This window comes from Streptomyces sp. NPDC014891, assembly GCF_043081085.1.
Lineage (GTDB): Bacteria > Actinomycetota > Actinomycetes > Streptomycetales > Streptomycetaceae > Streptomyces.
This window is the reverse complement of the sequence record NZ_JBIBWF010000008.1, coordinates 143,642-168,968: the sequence shown is the minus strand read 5'-3', so window position 1 is coordinate 168,968 and position 25,327 is coordinate 143,642. Positions and strand designations below refer to the sequence as shown.

Here is a 25,327-nt window from a genome sequence, read left to right as displayed (position 1 = left end):
CAGCCAGGACCAGCTAGTACCACCTAGGGCCGGAAGCTATAGTCTGGGCTATAGACCTAGGAAATTGGCTTTCACACTTTCACTGAGATCGCCAAGAAACACCAGGTCAGAAGACTGGCTCCAAGCAGAGGAGCCTGACCCCGGTGTGGAGACCAGGGCCAGGCTCATGCGTGGAGTCGTTAAGCGGGTCCGGCCGACTTCGCAACGGCCGGGCCCGCTTTGCTGCCCCGCCACATCGTCCGGTTCACCGCCCTCCGTTTGACGCGCTACCGCGTCAGCTGCTCCACACAGCCTGCGACCGCCGCGATCGCGGAGAGCACTGCGACGAGGATCTCAGCCTTGGTAGGCCCTCTCCTCGGTTCGCGGTCCTGCTCTCCTTGATCCTCGGGCTTCCGCAGATCTGCCATGTCCGCATCCTGTCGGTCGTGCAACCTTCGCACAGCGAAGATCTTCGGCCCTTTGGTCCGAAGCGAGATGGACCGGAAGTGGACGGCAGAAGCATATCGGTTGGGAGTGACAACAGCCGGGCACTGCGAACGTACCCGGCCCCACGACTCACCTACAGAGCCTCCCTGTTGGCCTTGGGCGCCTCACCAGACCTACTTACTGGAGGCAAGACCGACCAGGGGAAGTTGATCCACTCGTCGGTCTTCTTCCACACGTACTCGCACTTCACGAGGGAGTGGGACTTCTCGTAGACGACGGCGGAGCGGACCTCGGCGACGTGGTCCACGCAGAAGTCGTGGACGAGCTTGAGGGTCTTGCCGGTGTCGGCGACGTCGTCGGTGATCAGCACCTTCTTGTCGCTGAAGTCGATTGCGTCGGGGACGGGCGCCAGCATGACCGGCATCTCCAGGGTGGTGCCCACGCCGGTGTAGAACTCCACGTTCACGAGGTGGATGTTCTTGCAGTCCAGGGCGTAGGCCAGGCCGCCGGCGACGAAGACGCCGCCCCGGGCGATGGAGAGCACGATGTCGGGCTCGTAGCCGTCGTCGGCGATGGTCTGCGCCAGCTCGCGGACGGCCCGCCCGAATCCCTCGTACGTCAGGTTCTCGCGTACTTCACTCATGCCTGCGACCGCCTCACACCTGGGTCCGATGGAAGTTCATGAAGGACCGGGAGGCCGTCGGCCCCCGCTGGCCCTGGTACCGGGAGCCGTACCGCTCGCTCCCGTACGGGAACTCGGCGGGCGAGCTCAGCCGGAACATGCACAGCTGCCCGATCTTCATACCGGGCCAGAGCTTGATCGGCAGCGTGGCGAGGTTCGACAGCTCCAGGGTCACGTGCCCGGAGAAGCCCGGGTCGATGAAACCGGCGGTCGAGTGCGTCACGAGCCCGAGCCGCCCGAGGGAGCTCTTCCCCTCCAGACGGGACGCGATGTCGTCCGGGAGGGTGATGACCTCGTAGGTCGAGGCGAGCACGAACTCGCCGGGGTGGAGGATGAAGGCCTCGTCACCCTCCGGCTCGACCTCACGGGTCAGGTCGAGCTGCTCGACGGCGGGGTCGATGTGGGGGTAGCGGTGGTTCTCGAACACCCGGAAGAAGCGGTCGAGCCGCACGTCGATGCTCGAGGGCTGCACCATGGATTCGTCGTACGGGTCGATGCGCACCCGGCCGGCGTCGATCTCGGCCCGGATGTCCTTGTCTGAGAGAAGCACGCCCCCACGATACGCAGAGGGCGCGGACCTGCCCCAATCGGCAGGCGTCCGCGCCCCGGGCGCCGGTCAGCGCCGTCCGGTCTCCACCGGTACCGCGTGCCGCAGCCGCGCACACCGCGGACACCGGATGAGCCGCCCCGGCCCGATCCGCCCGGCCCCGAGCTGCTGCAGCGGGAACGAGGCGGTACTGAACACATGCCCTTCGGCACAACGGACGACGGTGCGCTCCATAGGACCCATCAAGTCCCTTCCCCTACACATGCGGTGGACGGGAAGCCACATTAGGGGATGAACGGGACACCTCGCAGACGGCACTCCGCCACGAAACCCCCGAAGCTCCGCCGGGGGTGGCCCATGGGGTACAGTGTGCAACGATGCGGCACCGTTCACCGGCCCGCTGTGCGGATGTAGTTTAATGGTAGAACATGAGCTTCCCAAGCTTATAGCGCGGGTTCGATTCCCGTCATCCGCTCTTCTACGAAGCCCCAGGTCAGCGACCTGGGGCTTCGTCGTTGTCCGGCGCCGCCGTCCCGTTCAGGACCCGTACGTGCGGGTCGGGAGACGGTGTTCTGCTCGGGGGTGGATCACCAGGGCGAAGCCGTGGTTCGCGGCGATCGAGCGGGTGTGGTCGGCGGAGAGGGAGCCGTGGCGTTCGAGGGCCAGGGCGGGGAGGCCCGAGCGGCCGTGGCCGGCCGTGCGGTGGAAGGACAGCACCGTGGTCGAGGTCGACGCGTGGTGCGGGTGCCGGCGGCGGGCGGCGGCCTCGTCCTCGTGGGCGAGGAGGCGGACGTCCGGCTCGGCGCCGAAGTCCTCCGCCACCCCCTCGGCCCGCCAGTGGGCCGGTTCGTGGGCCGCGCCGGTCAGATGGCGGGAGCGGTTGACCGAGGTGATGGAGAGGAAGCCGCCGCCGGTGCGCTCCAGCGCCTCGTCGAGGAAGCCGTTGGAGGGGCAGCGGTAGCCGGGGCCGATCAACTGCACGGTGTTCACGCCGTCCTGGACGGTGGTGAGGTGCGGCGGGACGTGCGGCGCCGCGGCGCCGCGGAAGCCGAACGGTCCCAGCGTGAACAGTTCCTCCATCAGGTCCTCGATCTGTCTGCGGGGCAGCTGGTCCGGCAGGCGGGTCCAGTCGAAGACCGAGCGCACCCGGGCGCGGACGGTGGTGACGCTGCCGACCTGGGCGGCCGGGCGGCCCTTGATCCGGTTGATCCGCTCGACGACGTCCCGGTCGGCGCGGGCCGTCATCGCGTAGAAGTTGCCGAAGCCGTGTGCCACGGCGGCGCCCTCGCCGAGTGCCTCGACCGCCCTCCGTACGTCCTCCGCCCGGCCCAGGACCAGTTCCCGAGCCGTACGCGTCCGCTGTCCGCCCACCGCACACCTCCCGCAAGTATTCGTCGATGCTCCGGCAACGAGCCGTGCCCCCGGCGGTCACCCGATGAGCGGCCACCCGGGGAGCGGCCCACGCGGCGACGGAGGAGATTAGGGCGCGTGCGCCTTCATGCCGCTCTTGCATTAGTGCGCGCCTGCAAGTAATGTCTTCTTCTGTCAGGTGTTCTCGCAGGACCCGACCTCCCCCACCCCCCACACAGGCAAGGCACTTCCATGTCTCTCACGCACCTCCTGCCCGGCCGGCTCGGCTTCGGGACCGCCCCGCTCGGCAACATGTTCCGCGCGATCCCCGACGACGAGGCCCGCGCCACCGTCGAGGCCGCCTGGGACCACGGCGTCCGCTTCTACGACACCGCCCCCTTCTACGGCGCCGGACTCGCCGAGGAGCGGCTCGGCGAGGTCCTGGCCGCCAAGCCCCGCGACTCCTACGTCCTGTCGACCAAGGTCGGCCGGGTGGTCCTCGACGAGCACGAGACGGACGTGCCGGACTTCGGCGAGAAGGGCGGGCTGTTCGAGCACGGCAACCCGAACCGGATCCTCCACGAGTGGACGGCCGACGCCACCGAGCGTTCCATCGAGGGCAGCCTCAAGCGCCTGGGCACCGACCGCCTCGACATCGTCTGGGTCCACGACATCGCCCAGGACTTCCACGGCGACGCCTGGCTGGGGAAGTTCGAGGAGGCCCGCACCGGTGCCTTCCGGGTCCTGTCGCGCCTCCGCGACGAGGGCGTCATCAAGGCCTGGGGCCTCGGGGTGAACAGGACCGAGCCCGTCGAGCTGACCCTCGGCCTGGACGAGCCGCGGCCCGACGGCTTCCTCCTCGCCGGCCGCTACACCCTCCTCGACCACGAGCACGCCCTCACCCGCCTGCTGCCGCTGGCCCAGGAGCAGGGCGTCGACATGGTCGTCGGCGGCCCGTACAGCTCCGGCGTCCTCGCCGGCGGCACCCACTTCGAGTACCAGCAGGCCCCGGCCGGGATCGTCGAGCGCGTCGCCCGTCTGAAGGCGCTGACCGAGGAGCACGGCATCGGCATCAAGGCCGCCGCCCTGCAGTTCTCCCTCGCGCACCCCGCGTCCGCCGCCGTCGTCCCGGGCGCCACCCGGCCCGGCCGGATCGCCGAGGACGCCGCCGCGCTGGACGAGAGCGTCCCGGCCGCGTTCTGGACCGACCTCCGCGCGGCCGGCCTGGTCTCCCCGGCGGCCCCGCTCCCGCACGGCGCCTGACGCCCGCATCCCCCACACCCGCACCAGGAGAGACGACCATGGCCTCCACGTCCGTATCCCGCACCGTCCCCGCACCGCCCGACGCGGTGTGGCGCCTCGTCGGCGGCTTCGGCGCGCTGCCCGACTGGCTCCCTTACATCCCGGAGAGCACCGCGCTCGAAGGCGGCCGGGTCCGCCGGCTGACCAACCCCGACGGCGACGTCATCGTCGAGCGCCTGGTCTCCTTCGACGAGGCCGCCCGCCACTACAGCTACGCCATCCTCGAAGCGCCGTTCCCCGTCGAGGGTTACGTCTCCACACTCCGGGTCCACGCGGTCCCCGGCCGCGACGACCTCGCCGAGGTCCAGTGGTCGGGCCGCTTCACCCCGCGGGGCGCCACCGAGGAGGAGGTCGTCGACCTCTTCACCGGCATCTACGCCGACGGCCTCGACGCCCTCCAGCGGACGCTCGCCGCCTGAGCCCCGGCCCGCACGGCCCGGACACGCCCCCGCGTGCCCGGGCCGCGGCCGTCCCGGCCTCCGGCCCGTCCGTCGGCGGTGGACGCGGCACGGGGGCAGGCCCGATCATGGGGCGATGTCGCTCCGTACGTACGAGGCCGATCTGTTCGAGCGTTCCAGGGGACGCCTGGAGGCGATCGCCTACCGCATGCTCGGCTCCGCCGGCGACGCCGAGGACGCCGTACAGGAGACGTACCTGCGGTGGCACGCGGCGGACCGGGAGCACATCGAGACACCCGAGGCGTGGCTGACGAAGGTGCTCACCAACCTCTGCCTCAACCAGCTCACCTCCGCGCGCGCCCGCCGCGAGACCTACGTCGGCCAGTGGCTCCCCGAGCCCGTGCTGGCCGGCGACCGCATGCTCGGCCCGGCCGAGTCCGCCGAGCAGCGCGAGTCGGTGTCCCTCGCCGTCCTCACCCTCATGGAGCGGCTGACGCCCAACGAGCGCGCCGTGTACGTCCTGCGCGAGGCCTTCGGGCACCCGCACCGCGAGATCGCGGACATCCTCGACCTCACCGAGGCCAACTGCCAGCAGATCCACCGGCGCGCCAAGCAGCACCTCGCCACCGACCGGGCCCGCACCGAGGTCGACGCCGCCGCCGCGCGTAAGGTCGTCGAGGAGTTCCTCGCCGCCGCCCTCAGCGGCGACACCGAGCCGCTGATCCGGCTGCTCACCGTCGACGCGGTCGGCGTCGCCGACGGCGGGCCCAAGGTCCCGGCCCGCCGGACCCCGGTCCTCGGCGCCCTCGGCATCGCCCGCTACCTGCGGGGACTGTTCCGGCCGAACGCCGCCAAGCGGGCCGTCGCCGGCGGCCAACCCGTGGTCCACTCCGCCGTCGTCAACGGCGGCCCGGCCGCGCTGGTCGCCGTCGACGACCGCATCATCGGCGTCATCTGCCTCGACCCGACGCCCGAGGGCGTCGAGGCGGTCCACCTCCAGGTCAACCCCGACAAGCTGGAGCGCATCACCCGCCGGTGGGCGGCCGAGGGCCCCCACGAACCGGCCACCAGGATGTGGTGACCCACGTCACACCCGACGGGTGTCAGGGATCGCGCGGCTGTCCGGTTCAGGAGGTGAGTCCAACCGGATAGGGAGCCCGCCATGAAGCACCGCATCGTCGTCCTCGGAGCCGGATACGCCGGAGCGATCGCCGCCGGCCGCCTCGCCAGGCGGCTGCACCGCGACGACGTCGAGATCACCCTCGTCAACGCCGAGACCGACTTCGTCGAGCGGGTGCGGCTGCACCAGCTCGCCACCGGACAGGACCTGCCCAGCCGCCCGCTCCGCGACATCTACGCGGGCACCGGCGTACGGCTCCGGCCGGCCCGGGTCACCTCCGTCGACGTGGACCGCAGGACCGTCGACGTCACCGGCGAGCAGGGCGCCGAGACCCTCGGCTACGACAGCCTCGTCTACGCCCTGGGGAGCACCGCCGGAGCCCTCGACGTCCCCGGCGCCGCCGAGCACGCCCACGGGGTCTCGGGCCGGCAGGACGCCCTGCGACTGCGGGCGCGTCTGGCCGGGCTGGAGCCGGGCGCCACCGTCCTGATCGTCGGCGGCGGCCTGACCGGCATCGAGGCGGCCACCGAGATCGCCGAGGCCCGCCCGGACCTCGACGTCGCCCTCGCCGCCCGCGGCACCGTCGGCGGCCGGCTCGGCGAGAAGGCCCGGAACCACCTGCACACCGTCTTCGAGCGGCTCGGCGTCACCGTCCACGAGAACGCCGACGTCGCCCGCGTCGAGGCCCACCGGGTCCTCACCGGCGAAGGCCGGGAGATCCCGGCCCGGTTGACCGTGTGGACCGCGGGCTTCGCCGTCCACCCGATCGCCGCCGCCACGACGCTGGAGGTGTCCGACACCGGACGGATCGTCGTGGACGCCGGCATGCGCTCGGTCTCCCACCCCGATGTGTACGCCGTCGGCGACGCCGCGCTCGCCGAGGGGCCGGGGGGCAGGCCGCTGCGGATGTCCTGCGCCACGGCCAGCCCGATGGCCTGGCTGGCGGCGGACACGCTCGCCGCGCGGCTGACCGGCCGCAAGGTCCCCGAGAACACCATCGGCTACGCCGCGCAGTGCATCAGCCTGGGACGCCGGGACGCGGTCTTCCAGAAGGTGACCCACGCGGACGAGGTCACCTCCACGGTCGTCACGGGCCGTCTCGGCGCCCGGATCAAGGAGTTCATCTGCTCGGGCGCGGCCTGGAGCGTCTCCCACCCGACGATGCTGATGCCGAGCCGCCGCCGGCGGCTGGTGCCGAGCGCCGCGACGGCCGCGCCGCGCCTCGCCACCCGGTGACGCGGCCGCTCCGTCGACCGCCGGGCGGCCCGGCCCGCCGCCGGGGCGCGGACCCCGGACCGCCCGGCTCACTCCGTCCAGGCCTGGAGCTTCTCCGGGTTGCGGACCGCCCAGATGCGCGTGATCCGGCCGTCCGCGAGGGCGAACGCCGCCACCGTCACGACCGTGCCGCCGCGGCGGGCCACCAGGCCGGGGCGGCCGTTGACCGACTGGAGCCGGAGGGTCGTGCCGGGCGCCATGCCGCCGACGGCGACGAGGTACCGGGCGATCTCCCCGGCGCCGGTGATCGGACGCAGCGCCGCGCCGACCAGTCCTCCGCCGTCCACGACCACGGTGGCGTCGGGGGTGAGCAGGCCGACGAGGGCCGCGATGTCCTGGGCCTCCCACGCCTGCTTGAAGTCCTTGACGACTCGGGCCCGCAGCCCCGTCGGCGGCTCGGGCGTCCGGGCCGCCCGCACCCTGCGGCGGGCCGAGGAGGCGAGCTGCCGGCACGCCGCCGGGGTGCGGCCGGTGATCGTGGCCAGCTCGGCGAAGGGGTAGCGGAAGACGTCGTGCAGGACGAACGCCACCCGCTCGGCCGGGGTCATGGCTTCGAGGACGACGAGGAACGCCATGTCGAGCGACTCGTCGAGGGCGATCCGCTCGGCGGGGTCGGTCCCGCCGTCGTCCGCCCGGCCGCCCAGCCACTCCACCGTGTCGGGCAGCGGCTCCGGGATCCACGCGCCCACGTACCGCTCCCGCCGCGCCCGCGCCGAGCCGAGGACGTCGAGGCAGATGCGCCCGACCACCGTCGTCAGCCAGGCGCCGGGCACCTCGACGGCCGCCCGCTGCCGGTCCGGCAGGGCGTACCAGCGGACGAAGGCCTCCTGGACGGCGTCCTCGGCCTCGGCGAGGGAGCCCAGCAGCCGGTAGGCGACGTGGATCAACTGCCGGTACTCGCCCTCGGGTCGGGCGGTGGCGGGTCGGGCGGTGGCGGGCGGGAGCCCGCCTGTCGGTTCCGTACGGCCGCTGCTCATGGTGGTGGTGTCCCCCTCGTTCGTTCCCGCGCCCGTCATGATCGGCGAGACGCACGTCACTCCGTAACCCCGCCGCGGCGCCTCACATTCTCGGGGGCCGCGTCGTCGGACCGTCGAGAGAGCGACCGACGGCGGAAGGACGGGATCATCATGGCCACGCGGACGACGGAGCAGACGGCGGGCACGGCGGGCACGGCAGCGGCGGTGACCGCGGCGGCGGGGCGGGAGGACGGCGGCCGGTTCGCGGGGTTCGTGCGCGTCTCGGTCGGCCTGCAGACGGTGAGCATCCTCCTCCAGGCGGTCACGGCCGGGATGGCGATGTCCTCGCAGGTCGGAGCGACCCTGCACGACATCGGGTCGCGCGGCATGTACGCGATGTCGATGCTCTACCTGCTCGCCGCGGTGCTGGCGTGGCGCACCGGCGGCGCACCGGCCCGGCCGGTCCTCCACGCGACCGGCTTCCTGGTCCTCGGCACCCTCCAGGTGGTGGCGGGCGTCCTGCACGTGATGGAGGTCCATCTGCCGCTGGGCGTCCTGATGTTCGGCCTGAGCATGCTCGACCTCGGCCGGGTCGCGCTCCGGCGGATACGCCCGGAGGAGACGCGGGCGGAGGCGGCGCGGGCGGAGTAGGAGGGCCGCCGCGGGGGCCCGCGGGCCGGGGGACGGGAGCCGCCCCCCTCCGCCGTACACGTCAGGAATCGAGAAGCGGCGCCGTTCGACCCCAACTAGCGTGGTGGGCATGGACATCACCATTCACACCACCGTCCTCCCGCACGAGGATCCCGACGCCTCCCTGGCCTTCTACCGGGACGCCCTCGGCTTCGAGGTGCGCAGCGACGTCGGCCAGGGCCGGACCCGCTGGATCACCGTCGGGCCCGTCGGGCAGCCCGGTACGTCGATCCTGCTCGCACCGCCCGGCGCCGACCCGGGGGTCACCGAGGCCGAGCGGCGCACCATCGCCGAGATGATGGCCAAGGGCACCTACGGATGGATCCTGCTCGCCGCCCCCGACCTCGACGCCGTCTTCGAGAAGGTGCAGGCCGGGGACGTCGAGGTGGTCCAGGAGCCGACCGACCAGCCGTACGGCGTGCGGGACTGCGCCTTCCGCGACCCCGCGGGCAACCTCGTCCGCATCCAGCAACTCCGCTGAGGAGGCTCCCGCCATGTGTCATCCTGCGTGGATGAGCGCACTGACCGAGGCGCAGCGCCTCAGCGACCTGGCGCGACTGCGCCGCGTTCGCGACCGGATCGACCGGGAGTACGCCGAACCGCTGGACGTCGAGGCGCTCGCCCGCGGGGTGAACATGTCGGCCGGGCACCTCAGCCGGCAGTTCAAGCAGGCCTACGGCGAGGCCCCGTACTCGTACTTGATGACCCGGCGCATCGAGCGCGCCATGGCGCTGCTCCAGCGCGGCGACCTCAGCGTCACCGACGTCTGCTTCACGGTCGGCTGCTCGTCGCTCGGCACCTTCAGCACCCGCTTCACCGAGCTCGTCGGCGTCTCGCCCAGCGTCTACCGGCGCCAGGTCGCCGACGGCGAGGCCGGGCTGCCCTCGTGCGTGGCGAAGCAGGTCTCGCGACCGGTCAGGAATCGAGAAGCGGCGGTCACCGCCCGCGCCTAGCGTGGTTCCCGTAGACGCCCTCCGCCCGGCCGCCCTTGAGGGGGCGGCCCGGAGGTCGCGTCTCCCTCCCCACCCAGCCCTGCGAGAGGAACCCCGTCATGGCGAACACGCGGTCGTCCACCAAGAGCACCGGCAGCGCCGCCGAGGCCGGGAGCGGCGCGACGTACGACGGCTTCACCGAGGAGGAGCGCGCGGCGATGAAGGAGCGCGCCTCGGAGCTCAAGAGCACCGCGCGGCGCGCCTCCCGCTCCTCCAAGGCCGACGGCGAGGCCGACGTCCTGGCGAAGATCGCCGAGATGACGGAGGCCGACCGCGTGCTGGCCGAGCGGATCCACGCGCTCGTCAAGGAGCACGCGCCCGAGCTGGCGCCGAAGACCTGGTACGGGATGCCCGCGTACGCCAAGGCCGGCAAGGTCGTCTGCTTCTTCCAGGCCGCGGAGAAGTTCAAGGCCCGCTACGCCACCCTCGGCTTCAGCGACCTCGCCCGGCTCGACGAGGGCAGCATGTGGGCGACCAGCTTCGCCCTGACCGAGCTCTCCCCCGCCGACGAGACCCGGATCGCCGCGCTCATCGCGCAGGCCGCCGCCTGACCGCGCGGGCCCCCGGGGCCGTGACCGTCGTCGCGTACGGCGCGGCCGCGGCGGGACCCGCGTCCGCCGCGGGCGAATGCCCGGCCCCGGGCCGGGGGAATTCCGGGCTACGCGCGGTGAATATTCGTCGTGTAAACACACGGGATAACACCGGGGGAATTCTTCGCCCCGCACGCCCCGGCGCACCGTGCTAGTGTCGATATCAGTTGCAGTTGTGGGTCCCGAACGTACGAGTGCCCGTCCGGTCCTTCCGGCGCCGGGCACCCTTTTTCTTTTCCGGGCTTTTTCCGGACGGGGCGATCATCGCAGCACGACGGGGCGCACACGAGGTGCGTTCCGCGCAAAGCCCCAAGGAGCGTCTGGCATGGCGACCGGTACCGTGAAGTGGTTCAACTCTGAAAAGGGCTTCGGTTTCATCGAGCAGGACGGCGGCGGTCCCGACGTCTTCGCGCACTATTCGAACATCGCCGCCTCCGGCTTCCGTGAACTGCAGGAGGGCCAGAAGGTGTCGTTCGACGTCGCACAGGGCCAGAAGGGCCCGACCGCCGAGAACATCGTCCCCGCCTGACGTCCGGCGCCGACGCACAGACACGTACACGGACTGGGGCCCGCACCTTCGGGGTGCGGGCCCCAGCCCTTTGCAGCCCGGCTGCGGGAATCGCCCGCCGGCCCCTTCCGGCCCCTCCATCCGCAGGAGTCACCATGCGTTGTGTCATCGCCCGCTTCCCGTTCGAACTGACCAAGGCGGGCGTCATCGCGTCCATGAAGGGGATCAAGCCCGAACCCGCCGTCGGCGACGTCGTCGTCATCGGACGGCGCCAGTACCCCGTGAAGCAGGTCGGCGAGGCCGTCACCCGCCAGGACCGCCGCGACTTCAGCGCGGGCGAGGTCGTCCGGGCCATGACGAAGCTCGGCTTCACCTGCACCACGGTCACCGCGGGCGAGCAGGCCGCGGCCGCCGCCGGGCCGACGGGGACCGCCGACACGGCGGGGATCACCGCCGCGACGGCGACGCCGGCGACGTCAGGAGCCACGGGGGCGGCCGGGACGACGGGGACGGCCGAGGCGGCCGACGCGACGGGGACGGTCTTCTCCGACCCTCAGTGGTCGGAGTAGCTGAAGTCGCCCACCGTCCAGGCGCTGACGTCGTCGAGGGCGACCCGGTACATGCCGCCGGTCTCCGGGATGCCGACCGTGCCCTGGAGGATGCGGGCGAGGTGGAAGTGCAGGTGGGTGGGCGGCCCGTCGGCGCGGGCGGAGGGGCTGAAGACACCGGAGAACTCGCCCAGCCGGGCGGAGTCCGTCAGGACCTCGGACACCCGCTGCCGCCACAGGGCTTCGGGGGCCAGCCGGCCGGTGAGGACGACCCCTCCCACGACCACCGTCAGGGACATCTGATTGCTCTGCCCGGACTCCACCGTGGCGGCAAGGTCGACGAGCAGCTCGTCAGGCTTCGACATGGAAGTCCATTCTAGGCGGCCGCCCGGGCGGGGCCCCCGCTACAGCGGCGCCGACTCGTCCGCCGGGAACGCCGGGCCGTGACCGGGCACGATCACGTCGGCCGCGGCCAGGACGCGGAGCCGGGAGTCCTTGAGGAGCGTGTGGTCGGGGGCCACCGGGTCCTCGACCGGGCCGTTCGGCCGCCACCACAGGTCGCCCACGAAGGCGACGACACCCTCGGCGGTGCCGGCGAGCAGGGTGATGTCCTCCGGGCTGTGTCCGGGGGTGCGGATCAGCCGCAGCGAGGGGGACAGTTCGTGGCCCTCGGCGTCGCGGTCGGTCCACTGGTCGTTCCGGTAGATCGCCTTGTGGTCGTGGACGCGGGCCCGGCCGAACAGGCCGACGTTCATGGTGTTGTCGGGGTGGTGGTGGCTGAGCACCACGTCGGTGATGTCGTCCGGCCCCAGGCCGAGTTCGGCGAGCGGGCCGAGGATCCGGTCGCGGCTCGCCACCATGCCGGGGTCGACGACGACGTGCAGGTCGCCGTCCCGCACGTACGAGACGGTGGCGGCGACCCCGGGCCCCGTGGACAGCGTGTAGCCGGTGGTCAGGACGGTGTGGGCGGCGGTGCGGGCGGCGGGTGCGTCGTGGTTCGTCATGACCCCGAGTCTTCTGTGGGCGGCGTCCGTTCACGAGTGGCCGTGCTGCCACTGATCGCGGGAATCGTGCCAACCCCCGGAACGGGCGGCCGCCGCCGCTTCGGGCGTACGGCAGGGCCGGACGCGCAGCGGGCCCGCACGGACGTACTCCCGCCCCGCCCCCCGGACTCCGCCCCGGACGCGGCCCGTCGGCGTGCGGACCCGCGTGCCAGACTCGGCCCATGCCGCCCTTCGTCACCGTCGCCGCCTACGCCCCGCACGGGGTCGGCATGCTCGGCGCGGGCATCGTCTCCGAGGTGTTCGACGCGCGCGGCGGGGGACTCCCGCTCTTCGACTTCGCCCTCTGCACCGACCGGCCGGGAAAGGTCCGCACCGACGTCGGCCTGCCCCTCGTCGTGGAGCACGGACTGGACCGGCTGGCCGCCGCCGACCTGGTGATCGCCCTGCCCTGGGCGGAGTTCCGCACGCCCCCGGCTCCCGCCGTGCTCGACGCGCTGACCGCCGCCCACGCGCGCGGGGCGCTCGTCGCGGCCCACTGCGTCGGGGCCTTCGCGCTCGCCGCGGCCGGGCTGCTCGACGGCCGGCGGGCGACCACGCACTGGCGGTTCGCCGGGCTCCTGGCCGAGCGCCACCCGGAGATCACCGTCGAGCCCGACGCCCTCTACGTGGACCAGGGCGCCGTCGTCACCGGCGCGGGCGCCGCCGCGGGCTTCGACCTCTGCCTGCACCTGCTGCGCCGGGAGTACGGGGCCACCACGGCGAACGCCATCGCCCGGGACCTGGTGCTGCCCTCCCACCGGGACGGCGGCCAGGCCCAGTACCTCGCCACGCCCGTGCCCGAGGACAGCCGGGACGAGCGCCTCACCGACGTCCTCGCCTGGGCCCGGGAGCACCTCCACGAGCCGCTGCCCGTCGCCGAGCTGGCCCGCAGGGCGCTGATGAGCCGCCGCTCCTTCGCACGCCGGTTCGCCGCGTCCACGGGCACCACCCCGCACGCCTGGCTGCTCTCGCTGCGCCTGAGCCGGGCCGAGGAGCTCCTGGAGACCACGGACCTGCCCGTCGAGGAGATCGCCCGCGCCGTCGGCTTCGGCAGCGCCGCGGTGCTCCGCGCCCAGTTCGTCCGGCGCCGCGGCGTGCCGCCCCGGTCGTACCGACGCTCGTTCACCCGCACGCCCACCCGCTGAGCCACCGGGCTCAGACCAGGGCGGCGGCCGTCAGGGCCAGGGCCGAACCGGCGAAGACCACGGTGTGGCGGACGTTCTGGAGGGTGCGGGTCCAGGCCGGGAACGCGCCCTCGGCGGCCGTGAGGAAGGCGGGCACGTCGACCCGGAGGAGTTCGGCGTCGCCCTTGCGCCGGAAGGCGGCGCGGACGGACTTCACGGCGCCGAGCTGGCTCTGCAGGATCGCGATGTTGGCGAGGAAGGCGATCGTGGAGAAGACCCAGGTGAGGGTCGTTCCCCAGGGGCTGCCGGCCAGGTTGAGGACGGCCGCGGCCAGCGAGGCGGCACCGAAGGCGCCGGGCGCCCACCACTCGTGGCCGCTCGCGTCGAAGCGGAGCCTGTTCTCCTCCAGGACGGCCGGGCGGACGCCCTGGCGCTCCAGTTCGGCGACGGCGGCGGCCTTGGCGACGGCGCCGAAGCGGTGGCGGAGCAGCGGGATGCTCACGAAGGCGGCGGCGACCAGGATCTGAGCGGCGGCGGCGAGAACGGTCAGGGTGTTCACGGAGGGCTCCTTCGGCTCGTTCGGCTCGTTCGATGGACTTGCACTTTGCTCAAGTGGGGCGATGACGAGAACTGTAGAGGGGTACTTGAACTAAGTGCAAGAGGGAATCGACGGCACCTCGACCGCGACCGCCCGGCCCCGGACTCCCCCGTCCGGCCCGGGAGTACCCCGTCCGGATCAGGGCTCCCCCGTCCGGCCCCCCTCCGCTTGTGACGGACCCCCGTGCGCCCGAGCGTGGGCTCATCGTGCGACCAGAGGGAGGGCTCCGATGAGCAGCATCGACACACCGGCCGAGGTGCCCAGACCGCGGACGGCGGCCCGGCCCGCGCCCACGACCCTCACCTGGGTGACGCTCGCCCTGATGACCACCGCCTCGGTCGCCAGTCTGCGGGCCGCGCCGACCATGGCCGTCTATGGCCTGGCCTGCGTGTTCCTCTACCTCGTCCCGGCCATCGTGTTCCTGCTGCCGACCGCCCTGGTCTCCGCCGAGCTGGCCTCCGGCTGGAACGGCGGTGTGTACCGGTGGGTGTCCGAGGGACTGTCGAAGCCGCTCGGATTCCTCGCCGTGTGGTGCCAGTTCGCGATGACGATCTTCTACTATCCGAGCCTGCTCGGGTTCGTCGCGTCGACCATCGCCTTCATCGTCGACCCGGCGCTCGCCTCCAACGGCCCGTACACCGCGATCGTGATCATGGTCCTCTACTGGACCGGCGTGTGGATCTCCTCGCGCGGTACGAAGGCACTGGCCGGACTCGCCAGCTGGGGGCTGATCATCGGCACCCTGATCCCCGGCACCCTGCTGGTCGTCCTCGGCATGGTCTTCCTCGGCCAGGGCAACCCCTCGGCCGCCCCGATGACCGCCGCGAACCTGTTCCCGCAGTGGACGGGCCTCGCCAGCCTCGTCCTGATCGTCAACAACTTCCTGTCGTACTCCGGCATGGAGATGAACGCCGTGCACGTCTCCTCGCTCAAGAACCCGGCAAAGGAGTACCCCCGGTCGATGTTCCTGGCGATGGGCCTGGTGCTGCTGATCTTCGTCCTGCCGGCGCTCGCCATCAGCTGGGTGGTCCCCGCCGACCAGCTCAGCCTCACGGCGGGCGTGATGCAGGCGTTCGACGCCTTCTTCTCGTACTTCGACATCGGCTGGCTCACCCCGATCGCCGCCGTGGCCCTGGTGTCCGCCTCCCTCGGCGGCATGCTCACCTGGCTCGCGGGCCCCTCGAAGGGCCTGCTGGAGATCTCCCGCCAGGAGGGCTACCTGCCGCCGTTCCTGCAGAAGCTCAACAAGAACGGCATCCAGCAGAACATCCTGGTCACCCAGGGCGTCGTCACCACGGTCATCGCCCTCGGCTACGCGCTGCTCCCGAACGTCTCCAGCGTCTACTGGATCTTCTCGGTCATCACCACGCAGGTGTACCTGATCGTCTACCTGCTGATGTTCGCCGCGGCCCTGCGGCTCCGGAAGACCCAGCCGGACCATCCCCGCGGCTACCGCGCACCGGCGCTGGGCACCCTGTGCGTGGTCGGCCTGCTCGCCTCGCTCGCCGCCCTGTGCATCGGCTTCGTCCCCAGCTCGCAGTTCGGCAGCGGCAGCGTCTGGTCGTACATCGCCATCGTCGGCGGCGGCCTCGTCATCCTGGGCCTGCTCATCCCCTGGGCCTTCCTGAGGTTCCGCAAGCCCAGCTGGAAGACGTCCCCCGCCACCACCCCGAGCGAGGGAGAACAGGCATGAGCCCCACCCGCTTCGCCTCCGAGCACAAGTGGATCTACTGGGGCGCGATCGTGATCCTCGTCGGCCTCGTGATCACCGGCATCGTCCGGTACCAGGCCGTGCGGACGAACAACGAGACCGCGTCCAAGGCCAGGCAGCTCCAGGAGGCCCTGGTGAAGGCCGGATACCCGTCGCCCGACACCGACACCGTCGAGCGGGTGCTCGGCACCGACGGCGGCCCGGTCTGCGACGACCCGGACAACGCCCTGAAGACCGCCCTGTGGAAGATCCAGCAGGCCAACGGCGCCACCGGCCCCGGGATGCGGCCCGTCATCACCGACTCCAAGGCCGTCCAGGCCGAGCGGATCGTCCTCCAGGTCTACTGCCCCGACCAGGTCGACGAATTCGACGACACCGTGGACGACCTCAAGACGGACGACACCGTCCGCCGCTGAGGCGCGGGGCGCCGCACCGCCGGTGAGGCGCGGGGCGCCGCCGGCCCCGGCGGACGGCCCCCCGCGACGGGGCCGGGAAGCGTGCGCGATCATGCCGTCATGAAGCTGCGCTGCGCCGTCCTCGACGACTACCAGGGCGTCGCCCTGACCTCCGCCGACTGGAGCCCGCTCGCCGACCGCGTCGACGTACGCGTCCTGCGCGAGCACCTCACCGACCGGGACGCCCTCGTCGCGGCCGTCGAGGACTGCGAGATCCTCGTCGTCATGCGGGAGCGGACCCCCGTCGACGCCGCGCTGCTGGCCCGGCTCCCCCGGCTCCGGCTGCTGATCACCTCGGGAATGCGCAACGCCTCCGTCGACGTCGCCTCCGCACGCGCGCGCGGGGTCGTCGTCTGCGGCACGGACAGCAGCTCCGAGCCGCCCACCGAGCTCACCTGGGCGCTCCTGCTCGGCCTGGCCCGGCACGTGCCCGCCGAGGCGCGGGCGCTGCGGGAGGGCGGGCCCTGGCAGTCCACGGTCGGGGCCGACCTGTCGGGCCGGACCCTCGGGCTCGTCGGCCTCGGCAAGATCGGCTCCCGGGTGGCCCGGATCGGGCTCGCCTTCGGGATGGACGTGCGCGCGTGGAGCCCGAACCTGACGGAGGAGCGGGCCGCGGAGCACGGCGCGCGGTTCACGGCGGACAAGCGGGAGCTGTTCGCGGGCAGCGACTTCGTCTCGCTGCACATGGCGCTCTCGGACCGCACCCGCGGCCTGGTCGGGGAGGCGGAACTGCGGGCGATGCGCCCGCACGCGTACCTCGTCAACACCTCCCGGGCGGGTCTCGTCGACGGCGGTGCGCTGCTGCGGGCGCTGCGCGAGGGGTGGATCGCGGGGGCCGGTCTCGATGTCTTCGAGACGGAGCCGCTGCCGCTGGACGACCCGCTGCGGTCCCTGCCGAACGTGCTCGCGCTGCCGCACCTCGGCTATGTGACGGAGGGGAACTACGGGCGCTACTTCGGGCAGGCGGTGGAGGACGTCGAGGCGTTCCTGGCGGGTGCGCCGGTACGGGAGCTGGGCTGATCCGACGGGTGAGCCGTGGGCGCTCGGCCGGTCCCGGCCGGGGTCCCGCCGGTCCCGGCTGAGGTCCCGCCGGGCCGAGCGTCGCGGTCTAGGTCAGGCTCGTGCGGGCCAGTTCGACGAACTCCTCGTCCGTCAGGCCCATTTCCCGGGCGTCCGACGCCGCCTCGCGGAGCCTGGAGACCAGGCGGGCGCGGTCGGGGGCGGTGGCGCCGGGGACGATGAGGGCGCCGCGGCCCCGGCGGAGTTCGATCAGGCCCTCCTCGCGGAGCCGCTGGTAGCCGCGGAGGACGGTGTGGACGTTGACGCCGAGGGAGTCGGCGAGTTCCCGGGCGGCCGGGAGCCGCTCGCCGGGCGCGGCGGAGCCGTCGGCGAGGGCGCCCCGGACACAGGCGGCGATCTGGTCGCCGAGGGGCACGGCGGAGGCCGGGTCGACACGGAAGAGCACGGTCAGACCTTCCCATGCCGTTCGGCGAGCGTGTTGAGGAGGGCGGCGGCGGTGTGCGCGTCGGGCACGGTCACCGCGAACTCGCGGCCGTTGTCCCGCCGTACGACGAGGGCCTCGCCGGAGTGCAGCACCACGCCCGTGCGGGAGGCGCGGACCCGGTAGCCCCAGCCGCCGTAGTCGGCGAGCACGGTGGCGGTGTCGAGGTCCCGGACGCTCGCGCCCGTGACCCCGTCGAGCGGCACGCGCACGCGTGGCCGGGAGACGAACGAGGGCCGGACGGTGACGCCGCGCCGGTCGACGGTGACCCGGACCCGGGCGAGGGCGAGCCCCGGTACGCCGATGACCAGGCCGAGCAGCGCGAGCAGGGCGCCGGGCCAGGGCGCGAGGACCAGGCCGACCGGGACGGCGACAAGGGCGAGCACCGCGAGGACGGTCAGCGGCCGTGAGGTGGTGGCGCGGGTCCAGCCGGCGACCTCGCTCGCGCCGAGCGTGAGCCGGGGCGCGTCGGGCTCGCCCGTGGGAGCCCCTGTCGCCTCCTCGGCCGGTACGAGGCGGGTCAGCGCCCAGCCCGCGAGGGCGCACAGGGCGGCGACCGCCGTGGCGACCGCCAGGTTGGTGAGCGGGGAGACGACCCGGGCCGGGTCGGCGGCGTCCAGGTTGTCCCGTACGAGGAGGACGAGCAGCGTGCCGGTGAATCCGGCCGTCGCCCACGCGCCCCAGAGCGCGGTACGGCGGACGAGGGCCGTCCAGCCGGCGCCGAACCCGACGAGCAGGGCGACGCTGATGACGAGGAACGCGGTGCGGCCGGTGAAGCCGTCGGCACGGTCGTCGCCGCCTCCGGAGAAGTGGGTGGCGAGCGTGTCGGGGATCCGGCCGCCCCAGACGGCGAGCACCGTCAGGTAGCCGACGAGAGTGAGGACGAACGGGAACGCGGCGAGCGCGCGAAGGCGGCGCGGGACGGAGACGGCGGGTGTGGACGACATGGCTCGGTTCATGAGAAACCCTCCCTTGTTCGCATCAGCATAGAACAAGTTGTTTGTACTTCGCTAGAACAACTCGTCTTCTTCTGGGATGCGGCCGATCCACGGCACGGCGGCGACGGCACGGCACCGTGGCAACGCGGCAACGCCGAAGCGGCGGCGGCCGTGAAGGCCGCCGCCGCTTCGGAAGGGCTGATGCCGCAGGTCAGTTGGCCTTGTCGTCGAGGACGGCGCGCAGGGCCTCCGCGAACTCCGCCGGAGCACCCTGCTGGCCGAACTCGCCGCCCAGGAAGCCGCCGTGATGGCTCGGGAAGACGGCGAGCGGGGTGCCGACGCCCTCGGCGACGGCGACCGCCGCGCGGGCGGCGAAGGTGCCCTCGGACTCCTTGCCGGCCGCGACGACGATCCGGGTCGGCGCGGCGCGCAGGGCGGTGAAGTCGGGGGTGTGGGAGGTGCAGCCGCGCATGTTCTGGCCGAGCAGCGGGTCGCCGCGCGAGCCGTCGTCCTCGGCGGGCAGGCCGAAGGCGGCCGGGGAGGGGGCGGGCTCCTCGGCCCAGTTCGCCGGGAACTCGCCCTGGCGGGAGGTCAGCGCCAGGAACTTGGCCATCGCCGGCCCCCAGCCGTCCCGCAGATACGTGGCGTGGACGTCCGCGCAGACCTCCAGGGCCGCCTCGCGGTCCGGGACGACCTGGGCGGTCGGCGGCTCGTGCGCGACCAGCGTGTGCACCAGGTCGCCGCGCCCGGCGACCAGCGCGAGGGCGTTGACCGCGCCGCCGCTGCTCGCGAAGACGTCCACGGGGCCGGCGCCGAGCGCCTCGATCAGCCGGGCCAGGTCGTCGGCGTGCTCCTCGGGGAGCGTCTCCGTCGCGCCGTCGGTGCGCTCGCTGCGGGACACCCCGCGCGGGTCGTACGTGACGACGGTCCGGTCGGCGAAGTGGGAGGCGAGCGTGGTGAAGCCGGTGGCGTCCATCGGGGAGCCGATCAGCAGCAGGGGGCGCGCGTCCGGCCCCGTGCCCGGGCGGACGTCGTAGCGCAGGATCGCGCCGGGGGTCTCCAGGACGTGGGTGGCGGTCTCGACCATGGTCGTCTCCTCGGTGGTGGGCGGTTCGCAGGGGTAGACCGCCGGATCCGCCGGAACTCATCGGCCGCACGGGGCCGATGAGTTCCGGCAGGCGCACGGGGAGGAGGAACGGCGGGCGCCCGACCGGCAGCCCACCCCGGCGAGACGGAACGTCTTGCGCAATGCACACGAGTGGAGTACCGTCGACCAAACACAAGACGAGACGTCTCGTCTTGTATGCACTGTCGCCGACACGCGGAGGTCACCCTTTGTTCCGTGCCCATCTCACCGACGTCACCAAGCGCTACGACGACCGGCACGTCCACCACCGGACCGTGCTCGACCGGATCTCCCTCACCGTCCGTCCCGGTGAACGCCTCGGCGTCGTCGGCGACAACGGCTCCGGGAAGTCCACCCTCCTCCGGCTCCTCGCCGGCCTGGAGACCGCCGACGACGGCACGCTGACCGTCGAGTCCCCCGGCGGCCTCGGCCACCTCGCCCAGACCCTGGACCTCCCCCCGACCGCGACCGTCGGCGACGCCGTCGACCACGCGCTCGCTGACGTCCGGGAACTGGAGCGGGCGATCCGCGCCGCCGAGGCGGCCCTCGCCGCCACCGGGGACCTCGCCGGGTACGCGGACCTGCTCGCGGCCTACGAGGCCCGCGGCGGCGACGGGGCCGACCGGCGGGTCGAGACCACGCTGCGCCGGCTGGGCGAAACCGGCCCGCTCGACCGCGCCCGCCGCCTGGGCAGCCTCTCCGGAGGGCAGCGGTCCCGGCTCGCGCTCGCCGCCGTCCTCGCGGCCGAACCCGAACTGCTGCTGCTCGACGAGCCGACCAACGACCTCGACGACGAGGCCGTGGCCTGGCTGGAGGAGCGGCTGCGCGCCCACCGGGGCACGGTCGTCGCCGTCTCCCACGACCGGGTCTTCCTCGACCGGGTCGCCACCGCCGTCCTGGAGGTCGACGAGGACCGCCACACCGTCCACCGCCACGGCAACGGCTACGCCGGCTACCTCGCCGCACGCGCCGCCGAACGGGCCCGCCGGCAGCGGGAGTACGAGGAGTGGAAGGCCGAACTCGCCCGCCACCGGGCCCTCGCCGACACCCACATCGACCGGTTCTCCGCCATCCCCCGCAAGGCACCGGCCGCCTTCAGCGGAGCGGGCGCCTTCCGCGCCCGGTCACGGGCGCACGGCGCGATGAGCCGGATCCGGGCCGCCCGCGAGCGGATCGACCGGCTCACCACCGACCCGGTGCCCGCGCCCCCCGAGCCGCTCCGGTTCCGCGCCCGGCTCGACGGCCGGGGCGCGCCCGTCGACCTGACCGGCGTACGGGTAGACGGCCGACTCCACCTCGACGCCCTGCATCTCGACCCCGGTGAGCGCCTCCTGGTCACCGGACCCAACGGCGCGGGGAAGACCACCCTCCTGCGGGTCCTGGCAGGCGAACTCGCCCCGGACGCGGGCGCGGTCAGCGCACCCGCCCGGGTCGGGCTGCTCCGCCAGGACACGGCCCCGCCCCTCGACCCCCGTACGGTGGGCGAGGCCTTCGGAGAGGGCCGCGAGGACGAACTGCTCGCCCTCGGCCTGTTCGCGGCCCGGGACCTGACGACCCCGGTCCGGCTGCTGTCGACGGGCCAGCGCCGCAAGCTGGAACTGGCCCGGCTGGTGACCGCGCCCGCCGATCTGCTGCTGCTCGACGAACCGACCAACCACCTGGCACCGGGCCTGGTGGAGGAGATCGAGGCCGCGCTCGCGGCGTACGAGGGCACGCTGGTCGTGGTCAGCCACGACCGGCGCCTCAGGCAGGGCTTCCGGGGCCGGCACCTGGAACTGGCCCCGGCCCCGGCAGGGACCGTGCCGGTCTAGTCCTCGTCGGAGGAGCCGCCTTCGAGGTCGCCCTCGGTCTCCAGGAACACCTGGCGCAGCGCGGCCAGGGTCTCCGCGTCCGGCTTCTCCCACATGCCGCGCGACTCGGCCTCCAGGAGCCGCTCCGCGATGCCGTGCAGGGCCCACGGGTTGGCCTCCTTCAGGAAGGCCTGGTTCTCCGGGTCGAGGACGTACTCCTGGGTGAGCTTGTCGTACATCCAGTCGGCGACGACGCCCGTCGTGGCGTCGTACCCGAAGAGGTAGTCGACGGTCGCCGCCAGCTCGAACGCGCCCTTGTAGCCGTGGCGGCGCATCGCCTCGATCCAGCGCGGGTTGACCACCCGGGCCCGGAACACCCGCGAGGTCTCCTCGACGAGCGTGCGCGTGCGGACGGTCTCCGGGCGGGTGGAGTCGCCGATGTACGCCTCGGGGGCCGTGCCCCTGAGCGCGCGGACCGTCGCCACCATGCCGCCGTGGTACTGGAAGTAGTCGTCGGAGTCGGCGATGTCGTGCTCGCGGGTGTCGGTGTTCTTCGCCGCCACCGCGATCCGCTTGTACGCCGTCTCCATCTCGGCGCGGGCCGGGCGCCCTTCGAGCCCGCGGCCGTACGCGTACCCGCCCCAGACCGTGTACACCTCGGCGAGGTCGGCGTCCGTGCGCCAGTCCCGCGAGTCGATCAGCTGGAGGATGCCCGCTCCGTACGTGCCCGGCCGGGAGCCGAAGATCCGGGTCGTCGCGCGCCGCTCGTCGCCGTGCTCGGCGAGGTCGGCCTGGGCGTGCGCCCGGACGTGGTTGTCCTCGGCGGACTCGCCCTCCAGGCCGGCGACCAGCCGCACGGCGTCGTCGAGGAGCCCGATGACGTGCGGGAAGGCGTCCCGGAAGAAGCCCGAGATGCGCAGGGTGACGTCGACGCGGGGGCGGCCGAGCTCGGCGAGCGGGATCGGCTCCAGGCCGTTCACCCGGCGCGAGGCCTCGTCCCACAGCGGGCGGACGCCGAGCAGGGCGAGCGCCTCGGCGACGTCGTCGCCGGCGGTGCGCATCGCGCTGGTGCCCCACAGGGAGAGGCCCACCGAGGTCGGCCACGTGCCGTTGTCGGTGCGGTAGCGCTCCAGGAGCGAGTCGGCGAGTGCCTGGCCGGTCTCCCAGGCCAGCCGGGACGGCACGGCCTTGGGGTCGACCGAGTAGAAGTTCCGGCCGGTCGGCAGGACGTTGACCAGGCCGCGCAGCGGCGAACCGGACGGGCCGGCCGGGACGAACCCGCCGTTCAGGGCGTGCACGGCGTGGCCGAGCTCGTCGGTGGTGGCGGCCAGCCGCGGCACGACCTGCTCGCAGGCGAACCGGAGCACGGACCGCACCTCGTCGCCGTACGCGGCGGCGACCGCCGGGACCGCCTCCGCGGACCAGTCCGCCGCCTCCATCGCCTCGACCAGCTCACGGGCCTTCGCCTCCGCCTCGTCGGCGGTGGTGCGGGTCGCGGCCGACTCGTCGAGGCCCAGGGCCTCGCGCAGACCGGGCAGCGCCTGTGTGCCGCCCCAGATCTGGCGGGCGCGCAGGATGGAGAGGACCAGGTTGACCCGGGCCTCGCCCACCGGGGCGCCGCCGAGGACGTGCAGACCGTCGCGGATCTGCGCGTCCTTGACCTCGCACAGCCAGCCGTCGACGTGCAGCAGGAAGTCGTCGAAGCCGTCGTCCTCCGGACGCTGCTCCAGGCCCAGGTCGTGGTCGAGCTTGGCGGCCTGGATCAGCGTCCAGATCTGGGCGCGGATCGCGGGCAGCTTCGCCGGGTCCATCGAGGAGATCTGCGCGTACTCGTCGAGGAGCTGCTCCAGGCGCGCGATGTCGCCGTACGAGTCGGCGCGCGCCATCGGCGGCACCAGGTGGTCGACGAGCGTCGCGTGCACGCGCCGCTTGGCCTGGGTGCCCTCGCCCGGGTCGTTGACGAGGAACGGGTAGATCAGCGGGAGGTCGCCGAGGGCCGCGTCGGGGCCGCAGGCGGCGGAAAGGCCGGCGTTCTTGCCGGGCAGCCACTCCAGGTTGCCGTGCTTGCCCAGGTGCACCATGGCGTCGGCGCCGAAGCCGCCGTCCTCGGCGCGGGCGGCGATCCAGCGGTAGGCGGCCAGGTAGTGGTGGGACGGCGGGAGGTCGGGGTCGTGGTAGATCGCGATCGGGTTCTCGCCGAAGCCGCGCGGCGGCTGGATGAGGACCAGCAGGTTCCCCCGGCGGAGGGCGGCGAGGACGATGTCGCCCTCCGGATTGCGCGAGCGGTCGAGGAACATCTCGCCGGGCGCCGGGCCCCAGTGCTCCTCGACGTGGGTCCGCAGCTCCTCCGGGAGCGTCGCGTACCAGCGCTTGTAGTCGGCGGCCGGGATGCGGACCGGGTTCCTGGCGAGCTGCTCCTCCGTCAGCCAGTCCTGGTCGTGGCCGCCGGCCTCGATGAGGGCGTAGATCAGCTCGTCGCCGTCGCCGGAGACCACGCCCGGCAGGTCCGCCTCGGGCCCGAAGTCGTACCCCTCGGCGATCAGCCGGCGCAGCAGCGACACGGCGGAGGCCGGGGTGTCGAGGCCGACGGCGTTGCCGATGCGGGAGTGCTTCGTCGGGTAGGCGGAGAGGACGAGCGCCAGCCTCTTCTCGGCGTTCGGGATGTGCCGGAGGCGGGCGTGCCGCACGGCGATCCCGGCGACACGGGCGGCGCGCTCGGCGTCGGCCACGTAGGCGGGCAGGCCGTCCTCGTCGATCTCCTTGAAGGAGAACGGCACGGTGATCAGGCGCCCGTCGAACTCGGGGACGGCGACCTGTCCGGCGGCGTCCAGCGGGGACAGGCCCTCGTCGTTCTCCTCCCAGGCGGCGCGCGAACCGGTCAGGCACAGGGCCTGGAGGATCGGCACGTCGAGCGCGGCGAGCGCGCCCGCGTCCCAGGCCTCCTCGTCGCCGCCGGCCTGCGCCTCGGCGGGCTTGGTGCCGCCCGCCGCGAGGACGGTGGTGACGATCGCGTCGGCGGTGCGGAGCCTGTCGATCAGCTCCGGTTCGGGGGCGCGCAGGGAGGTCACGTACAGCGGGACGGCCCGCGCACCGGCGTCCTCGATCGCGTCGCACAGGACGCCGACGAAGGCGGTGTTCCCGCTCATGTGGTGGGCGCGGTAGTAGAGCACGGCGACGGTGGGGCCGGTGGTCGCGCGGGCGGTGCGCTCCAGCGGGCCCCAGGTCGGGGCGGCCGCCGGGGACTCGAAGCCGTGACCGGTGAGCAGCACGGTGTCGGAGAGGAAGCGGGCCAGCTGCTCCAGGTTCGCCGGGCCGCCGTGCGCCAGGTAGGCGTGCGCCTCGGTGGCGACGCCGACGGGGACGGTGGACGCCTCCATCAGCTGCGCGTCGGGAGCCTGTTCGCCGCTGAGGACGACCACCGGCTTTCCGGCGGCGCGCACCGCGTCGAGGCCGTCCTCCCAGGAGCGGAGGCCGCCGAGGAGACGGACGACGACGAGGTCGGCCTCGGCCAGGAGGCCGGTCAGGTCGGCGAGGGGGAGACGGGCGGGGTTGGCGAAGCGGTACTCCACCGGACCGCCGGCCGCGCGGGCGCTGAGCAGGTCGGTGTCGGAGTGCGACAGCAGCAGGAGCATGGCGAGCTCAGGCCTTCCTCGGGGT

Annotated in this window: 26 protein-coding genes and 1 tRNA gene; 16 read left to right on the top strand and 11 right to left on the bottom strand. The window is 73.2% G+C overall.

Annotated features, from left to right (window positions below; translation table 11 throughout):
- Window positions 1–559: 559 nt before the first annotated feature.
- Window positions 560–1,069, bottom strand: coding sequence for a phosphoribosyltransferase (locus ACF09E_RS23440; protein WP_392206858.1), 510 nt, complete (start codon window positions 1,067–1,069; stop codon window positions 560–562).
- Between the two features lie 13 nt (window positions 1,070–1,082).
- Window positions 1,083–1,658: a dCTP deaminase gene (dcd, locus tag ACF09E_RS23435; protein ID WP_017240230.1), complete on the bottom strand. Its 576-nt coding sequence runs from the start codon at window positions 1,656–1,658 to the stop codon at window positions 1,083–1,085.
- Window positions 1,659–2,059: 401 nt separating this feature from the next.
- Here dcd and ACF09E_RS23430 point away from each other — a divergent pair.
- Window positions 2,060–2,130 (top strand) — tRNA-Gly (locus tag ACF09E_RS23430).
- A gap of 62 nt (window positions 2,131–2,192) precedes the next feature.
- On the opposite strand, the gene ACF09E_RS23425 is transcribed toward ACF09E_RS23430, so the two are convergent.
- On the bottom strand, window positions 2,193–3,026 hold the full coding sequence (locus ACF09E_RS23425) for an L-threonylcarbamoyladenylate synthase (RefSeq protein WP_392206857.1): 834 nt from the start codon (window positions 3,024–3,026) through the stop codon (window positions 2,193–2,195).
- 231 nt (window positions 3,027–3,257) lie between these two features.
- On the opposite strand from ACF09E_RS23425, the gene ACF09E_RS23420 reads away from it, so the two are divergent.
- The 4 genes from ACF09E_RS23420 to ACF09E_RS23405 all read left to right on the top strand — a co-directional run bounded on the left by ACF09E_RS23420 (window position 3,258) and on the right by ACF09E_RS23405 (window position 7,061).
- Entirely contained in the window at window positions 3,258–4,268 is a 1,011-nt protein-coding gene (locus tag ACF09E_RS23420; RefSeq protein WP_392206856.1) for an aldo/keto reductase, read from the top strand.
- Between the two features lie 38 nt (window positions 4,269–4,306).
- Window positions 4,307–4,726 carry an SRPBCC family protein gene (locus ACF09E_RS23415; RefSeq protein WP_392206855.1) on the top strand — a complete coding sequence of 140 codons (420 nt, stop codon included), beginning with the start codon at window positions 4,307–4,309 and terminating at the stop codon, window positions 4,724–4,726.
- 115 nt (window positions 4,727–4,841) lie between these two features.
- Window positions 4,842–5,786 carry an RNA polymerase sigma-70 factor gene (locus ACF09E_RS23410; RefSeq protein WP_392206854.1) on the top strand — a complete coding sequence of 315 codons (945 nt, stop codon included), beginning with the start codon at window positions 4,842–4,844 and terminating at the stop codon, window positions 5,784–5,786.
- Window positions 5,787–5,867: 81 nt separating this feature from the next.
- On the top strand, window positions 5,868–7,061 hold the full coding sequence (locus ACF09E_RS23405) for an NAD(P)/FAD-dependent oxidoreductase (protein WP_392206853.1): 1,194 nt from the start codon (window positions 5,868–5,870) through the stop codon (window positions 7,059–7,061).
- Between the two features lie 68 nt (window positions 7,062–7,129).
- Here the strand turns inward: ACF09E_RS23405 and sigJ are convergent, their stop codons facing one another.
- Window positions 7,130–8,077, bottom strand: a complete 948-nt coding sequence (gene sigJ, locus ACF09E_RS23400; RefSeq protein WP_392206852.1) for an RNA polymerase sigma factor SigJ — start codon at window positions 8,075–8,077, stop codon at window positions 7,130–7,132.
- Between the two features lie 150 nt (window positions 8,078–8,227).
- On the opposite strand from sigJ, the gene ACF09E_RS23395 reads away from it, so the two are divergent.
- From ACF09E_RS23395 to ACF09E_RS23370, 6 genes are all read left to right on the top strand, one after another.
- Window positions 8,228–8,707, top strand: coding sequence for a hypothetical protein (locus ACF09E_RS23395; protein ID WP_392206851.1), 480 nt, complete (start codon window positions 8,228–8,230; stop codon window positions 8,705–8,707).
- 109 nt (window positions 8,708–8,816) lie between these two features.
- Window positions 8,817–9,227, top strand: a complete 411-nt coding sequence (locus tag ACF09E_RS23390) for a VOC family protein (RefSeq protein ID WP_392206850.1) — start codon at window positions 8,817–8,819, stop codon at window positions 9,225–9,227.
- A 31-nt stretch (window positions 9,228–9,258) separates the two neighbouring features.
- A complete protein-coding gene (locus ACF09E_RS23385) occupies window positions 9,259–9,699 on the top strand; it encodes a helix-turn-helix transcriptional regulator (RefSeq protein WP_392206849.1) in 441 nt (146 codons plus the stop codon).
- A 98-nt stretch (window positions 9,700–9,797) separates the two neighbouring features.
- Window positions 9,798–10,289: an iron chaperone gene (locus ACF09E_RS23380; protein ID WP_392206848.1), complete on the top strand. Its 492-nt coding sequence runs from the start codon at window positions 9,798–9,800 to the stop codon at window positions 10,287–10,289.
- 364 nt (window positions 10,290–10,653) lie between these two features.
- Entirely contained in the window at window positions 10,654–10,857 is a 204-nt protein-coding gene (locus ACF09E_RS23375; protein WP_148002268.1) for a cold-shock protein, read from the top strand.
- A 134-nt stretch (window positions 10,858–10,991) separates the two neighbouring features.
- A complete protein-coding gene (locus ACF09E_RS23370) occupies window positions 10,992–11,405 on the top strand; it encodes an SCO5918 family protein (RefSeq protein WP_392206847.1) in 414 nt (137 codons plus the stop codon).
- Here ACF09E_RS23370 and ACF09E_RS23365 read toward each other — a convergent pair.
- Together ACF09E_RS23365 and ACF09E_RS23360 are read right to left on the bottom strand one after the other, a co-directional pair.
- Window positions 11,390–11,749: a hypothetical protein gene (locus ACF09E_RS23365; protein ID WP_388801774.1), complete on the bottom strand. Its 360-nt coding sequence runs from the start codon at window positions 11,747–11,749 to the stop codon at window positions 11,390–11,392. The genes ACF09E_RS23370 and ACF09E_RS23365 overlap by 16 nt on opposite strands.
- A 39-nt stretch (window positions 11,750–11,788) precedes the next feature.
- Window positions 11,789–12,388, bottom strand: coding sequence for an MBL fold metallo-hydrolase (locus tag ACF09E_RS23360; RefSeq protein WP_361849713.1), 600 nt, complete (start codon window positions 12,386–12,388; stop codon window positions 11,789–11,791).
- Between the two features lie 221 nt (window positions 12,389–12,609).
- On the opposite strand from ACF09E_RS23360, the gene ACF09E_RS23355 reads away from it, so the two are divergent.
- Entirely contained in the window at window positions 12,610–13,572 is a 963-nt protein-coding gene (locus tag ACF09E_RS23355) for a GlxA family transcriptional regulator (RefSeq protein WP_392206846.1), read from the top strand.
- Window positions 13,573–13,582: 10 nt separating this feature from the next.
- Here ACF09E_RS23355 and ACF09E_RS23350 read toward each other — a convergent pair whose 3' ends face one another.
- Window positions 13,583–14,110: a hypothetical protein gene (locus tag ACF09E_RS23350; RefSeq protein WP_392206845.1), complete on the bottom strand. Its 528-nt coding sequence runs from the start codon at window positions 14,108–14,110 to the stop codon at window positions 13,583–13,585.
- Between the two features lie 268 nt (window positions 14,111–14,378).
- Here ACF09E_RS23350 and ACF09E_RS23345 point away from each other — a divergent pair, with 268 nt between their 5' ends.
- From ACF09E_RS23345 to ACF09E_RS23335, 3 genes are all read left to right on the top strand, one after another.
- Window positions 14,379–15,842 (top strand): APC family permease, encoded by a 1,464-nt coding sequence (locus ACF09E_RS23345; RefSeq protein ID WP_392206844.1) that lies wholly within the window; start codon window positions 14,379–14,381, stop codon window positions 15,840–15,842.
- Complete coding sequence (locus ACF09E_RS23340) at window positions 15,839–16,276, top strand: hypothetical protein (RefSeq protein WP_392206843.1); 438 nt, start codon at window positions 15,839–15,841, stop codon at window positions 16,274–16,276. Before ACF09E_RS23345 ends, ACF09E_RS23340 begins: the two co-directional genes overlap by 4 nt.
- A 99-nt stretch (window positions 16,277–16,375) precedes the next feature.
- Window positions 16,376–17,335: a D-2-hydroxyacid dehydrogenase family protein gene (locus ACF09E_RS23335; protein ID WP_392206842.1), complete on the top strand. Its 960-nt coding sequence runs from the start codon at window positions 16,376–16,378 to the stop codon at window positions 17,333–17,335.
- A gap of 88 nt (window positions 17,336–17,423) precedes the next feature.
- On the opposite strand, the gene ACF09E_RS23330 is transcribed toward ACF09E_RS23335, so the two are convergent.
- From ACF09E_RS23330 to ACF09E_RS23320, 3 genes are all read right to left on the bottom strand, one after another.
- Window positions 17,424–17,780: a GntR family transcriptional regulator gene (locus tag ACF09E_RS23330; protein WP_392206841.1), complete on the bottom strand. Its 357-nt coding sequence runs from the start codon at window positions 17,778–17,780 to the stop codon at window positions 17,424–17,426.
- Between the two features lie 2 nt (window positions 17,781–17,782).
- Window positions 17,783–18,775: a hypothetical protein gene (locus ACF09E_RS23325; protein WP_392206840.1), complete on the bottom strand. Its 993-nt coding sequence runs from the start codon at window positions 18,773–18,775 to the stop codon at window positions 17,783–17,785.
- A 190-nt stretch (window positions 18,776–18,965) separates the two neighbouring features.
- Entirely contained in the window at window positions 18,966–19,841 is an 876-nt protein-coding gene (locus tag ACF09E_RS23320; protein ID WP_392206839.1) for an alpha/beta fold hydrolase, read from the bottom strand.
- 248 nt (window positions 19,842–20,089) lie between these two features.
- On the opposite strand from ACF09E_RS23320, the gene ACF09E_RS23315 reads away from it, so the two are divergent.
- Window positions 20,090–21,691, top strand: coding sequence for an ABC-F family ATP-binding cassette domain-containing protein (locus ACF09E_RS23315; RefSeq protein ID WP_392206838.1), 1,602 nt, complete (start codon window positions 20,090–20,092; stop codon window positions 21,689–21,691).
- Here ACF09E_RS23315 and cobN read toward each other — a convergent pair.
- Window positions 21,688–25,302, bottom strand: coding sequence for a cobaltochelatase subunit CobN (cobN, locus tag ACF09E_RS23310; RefSeq protein WP_392206837.1), 3,615 nt, complete (start codon window positions 25,300–25,302; stop codon window positions 21,688–21,690). The genes ACF09E_RS23315 and cobN overlap by 4 nt on opposite strands.
- Between the last annotated feature and the right edge of the window lie 25 nt (window positions 25,303–25,327).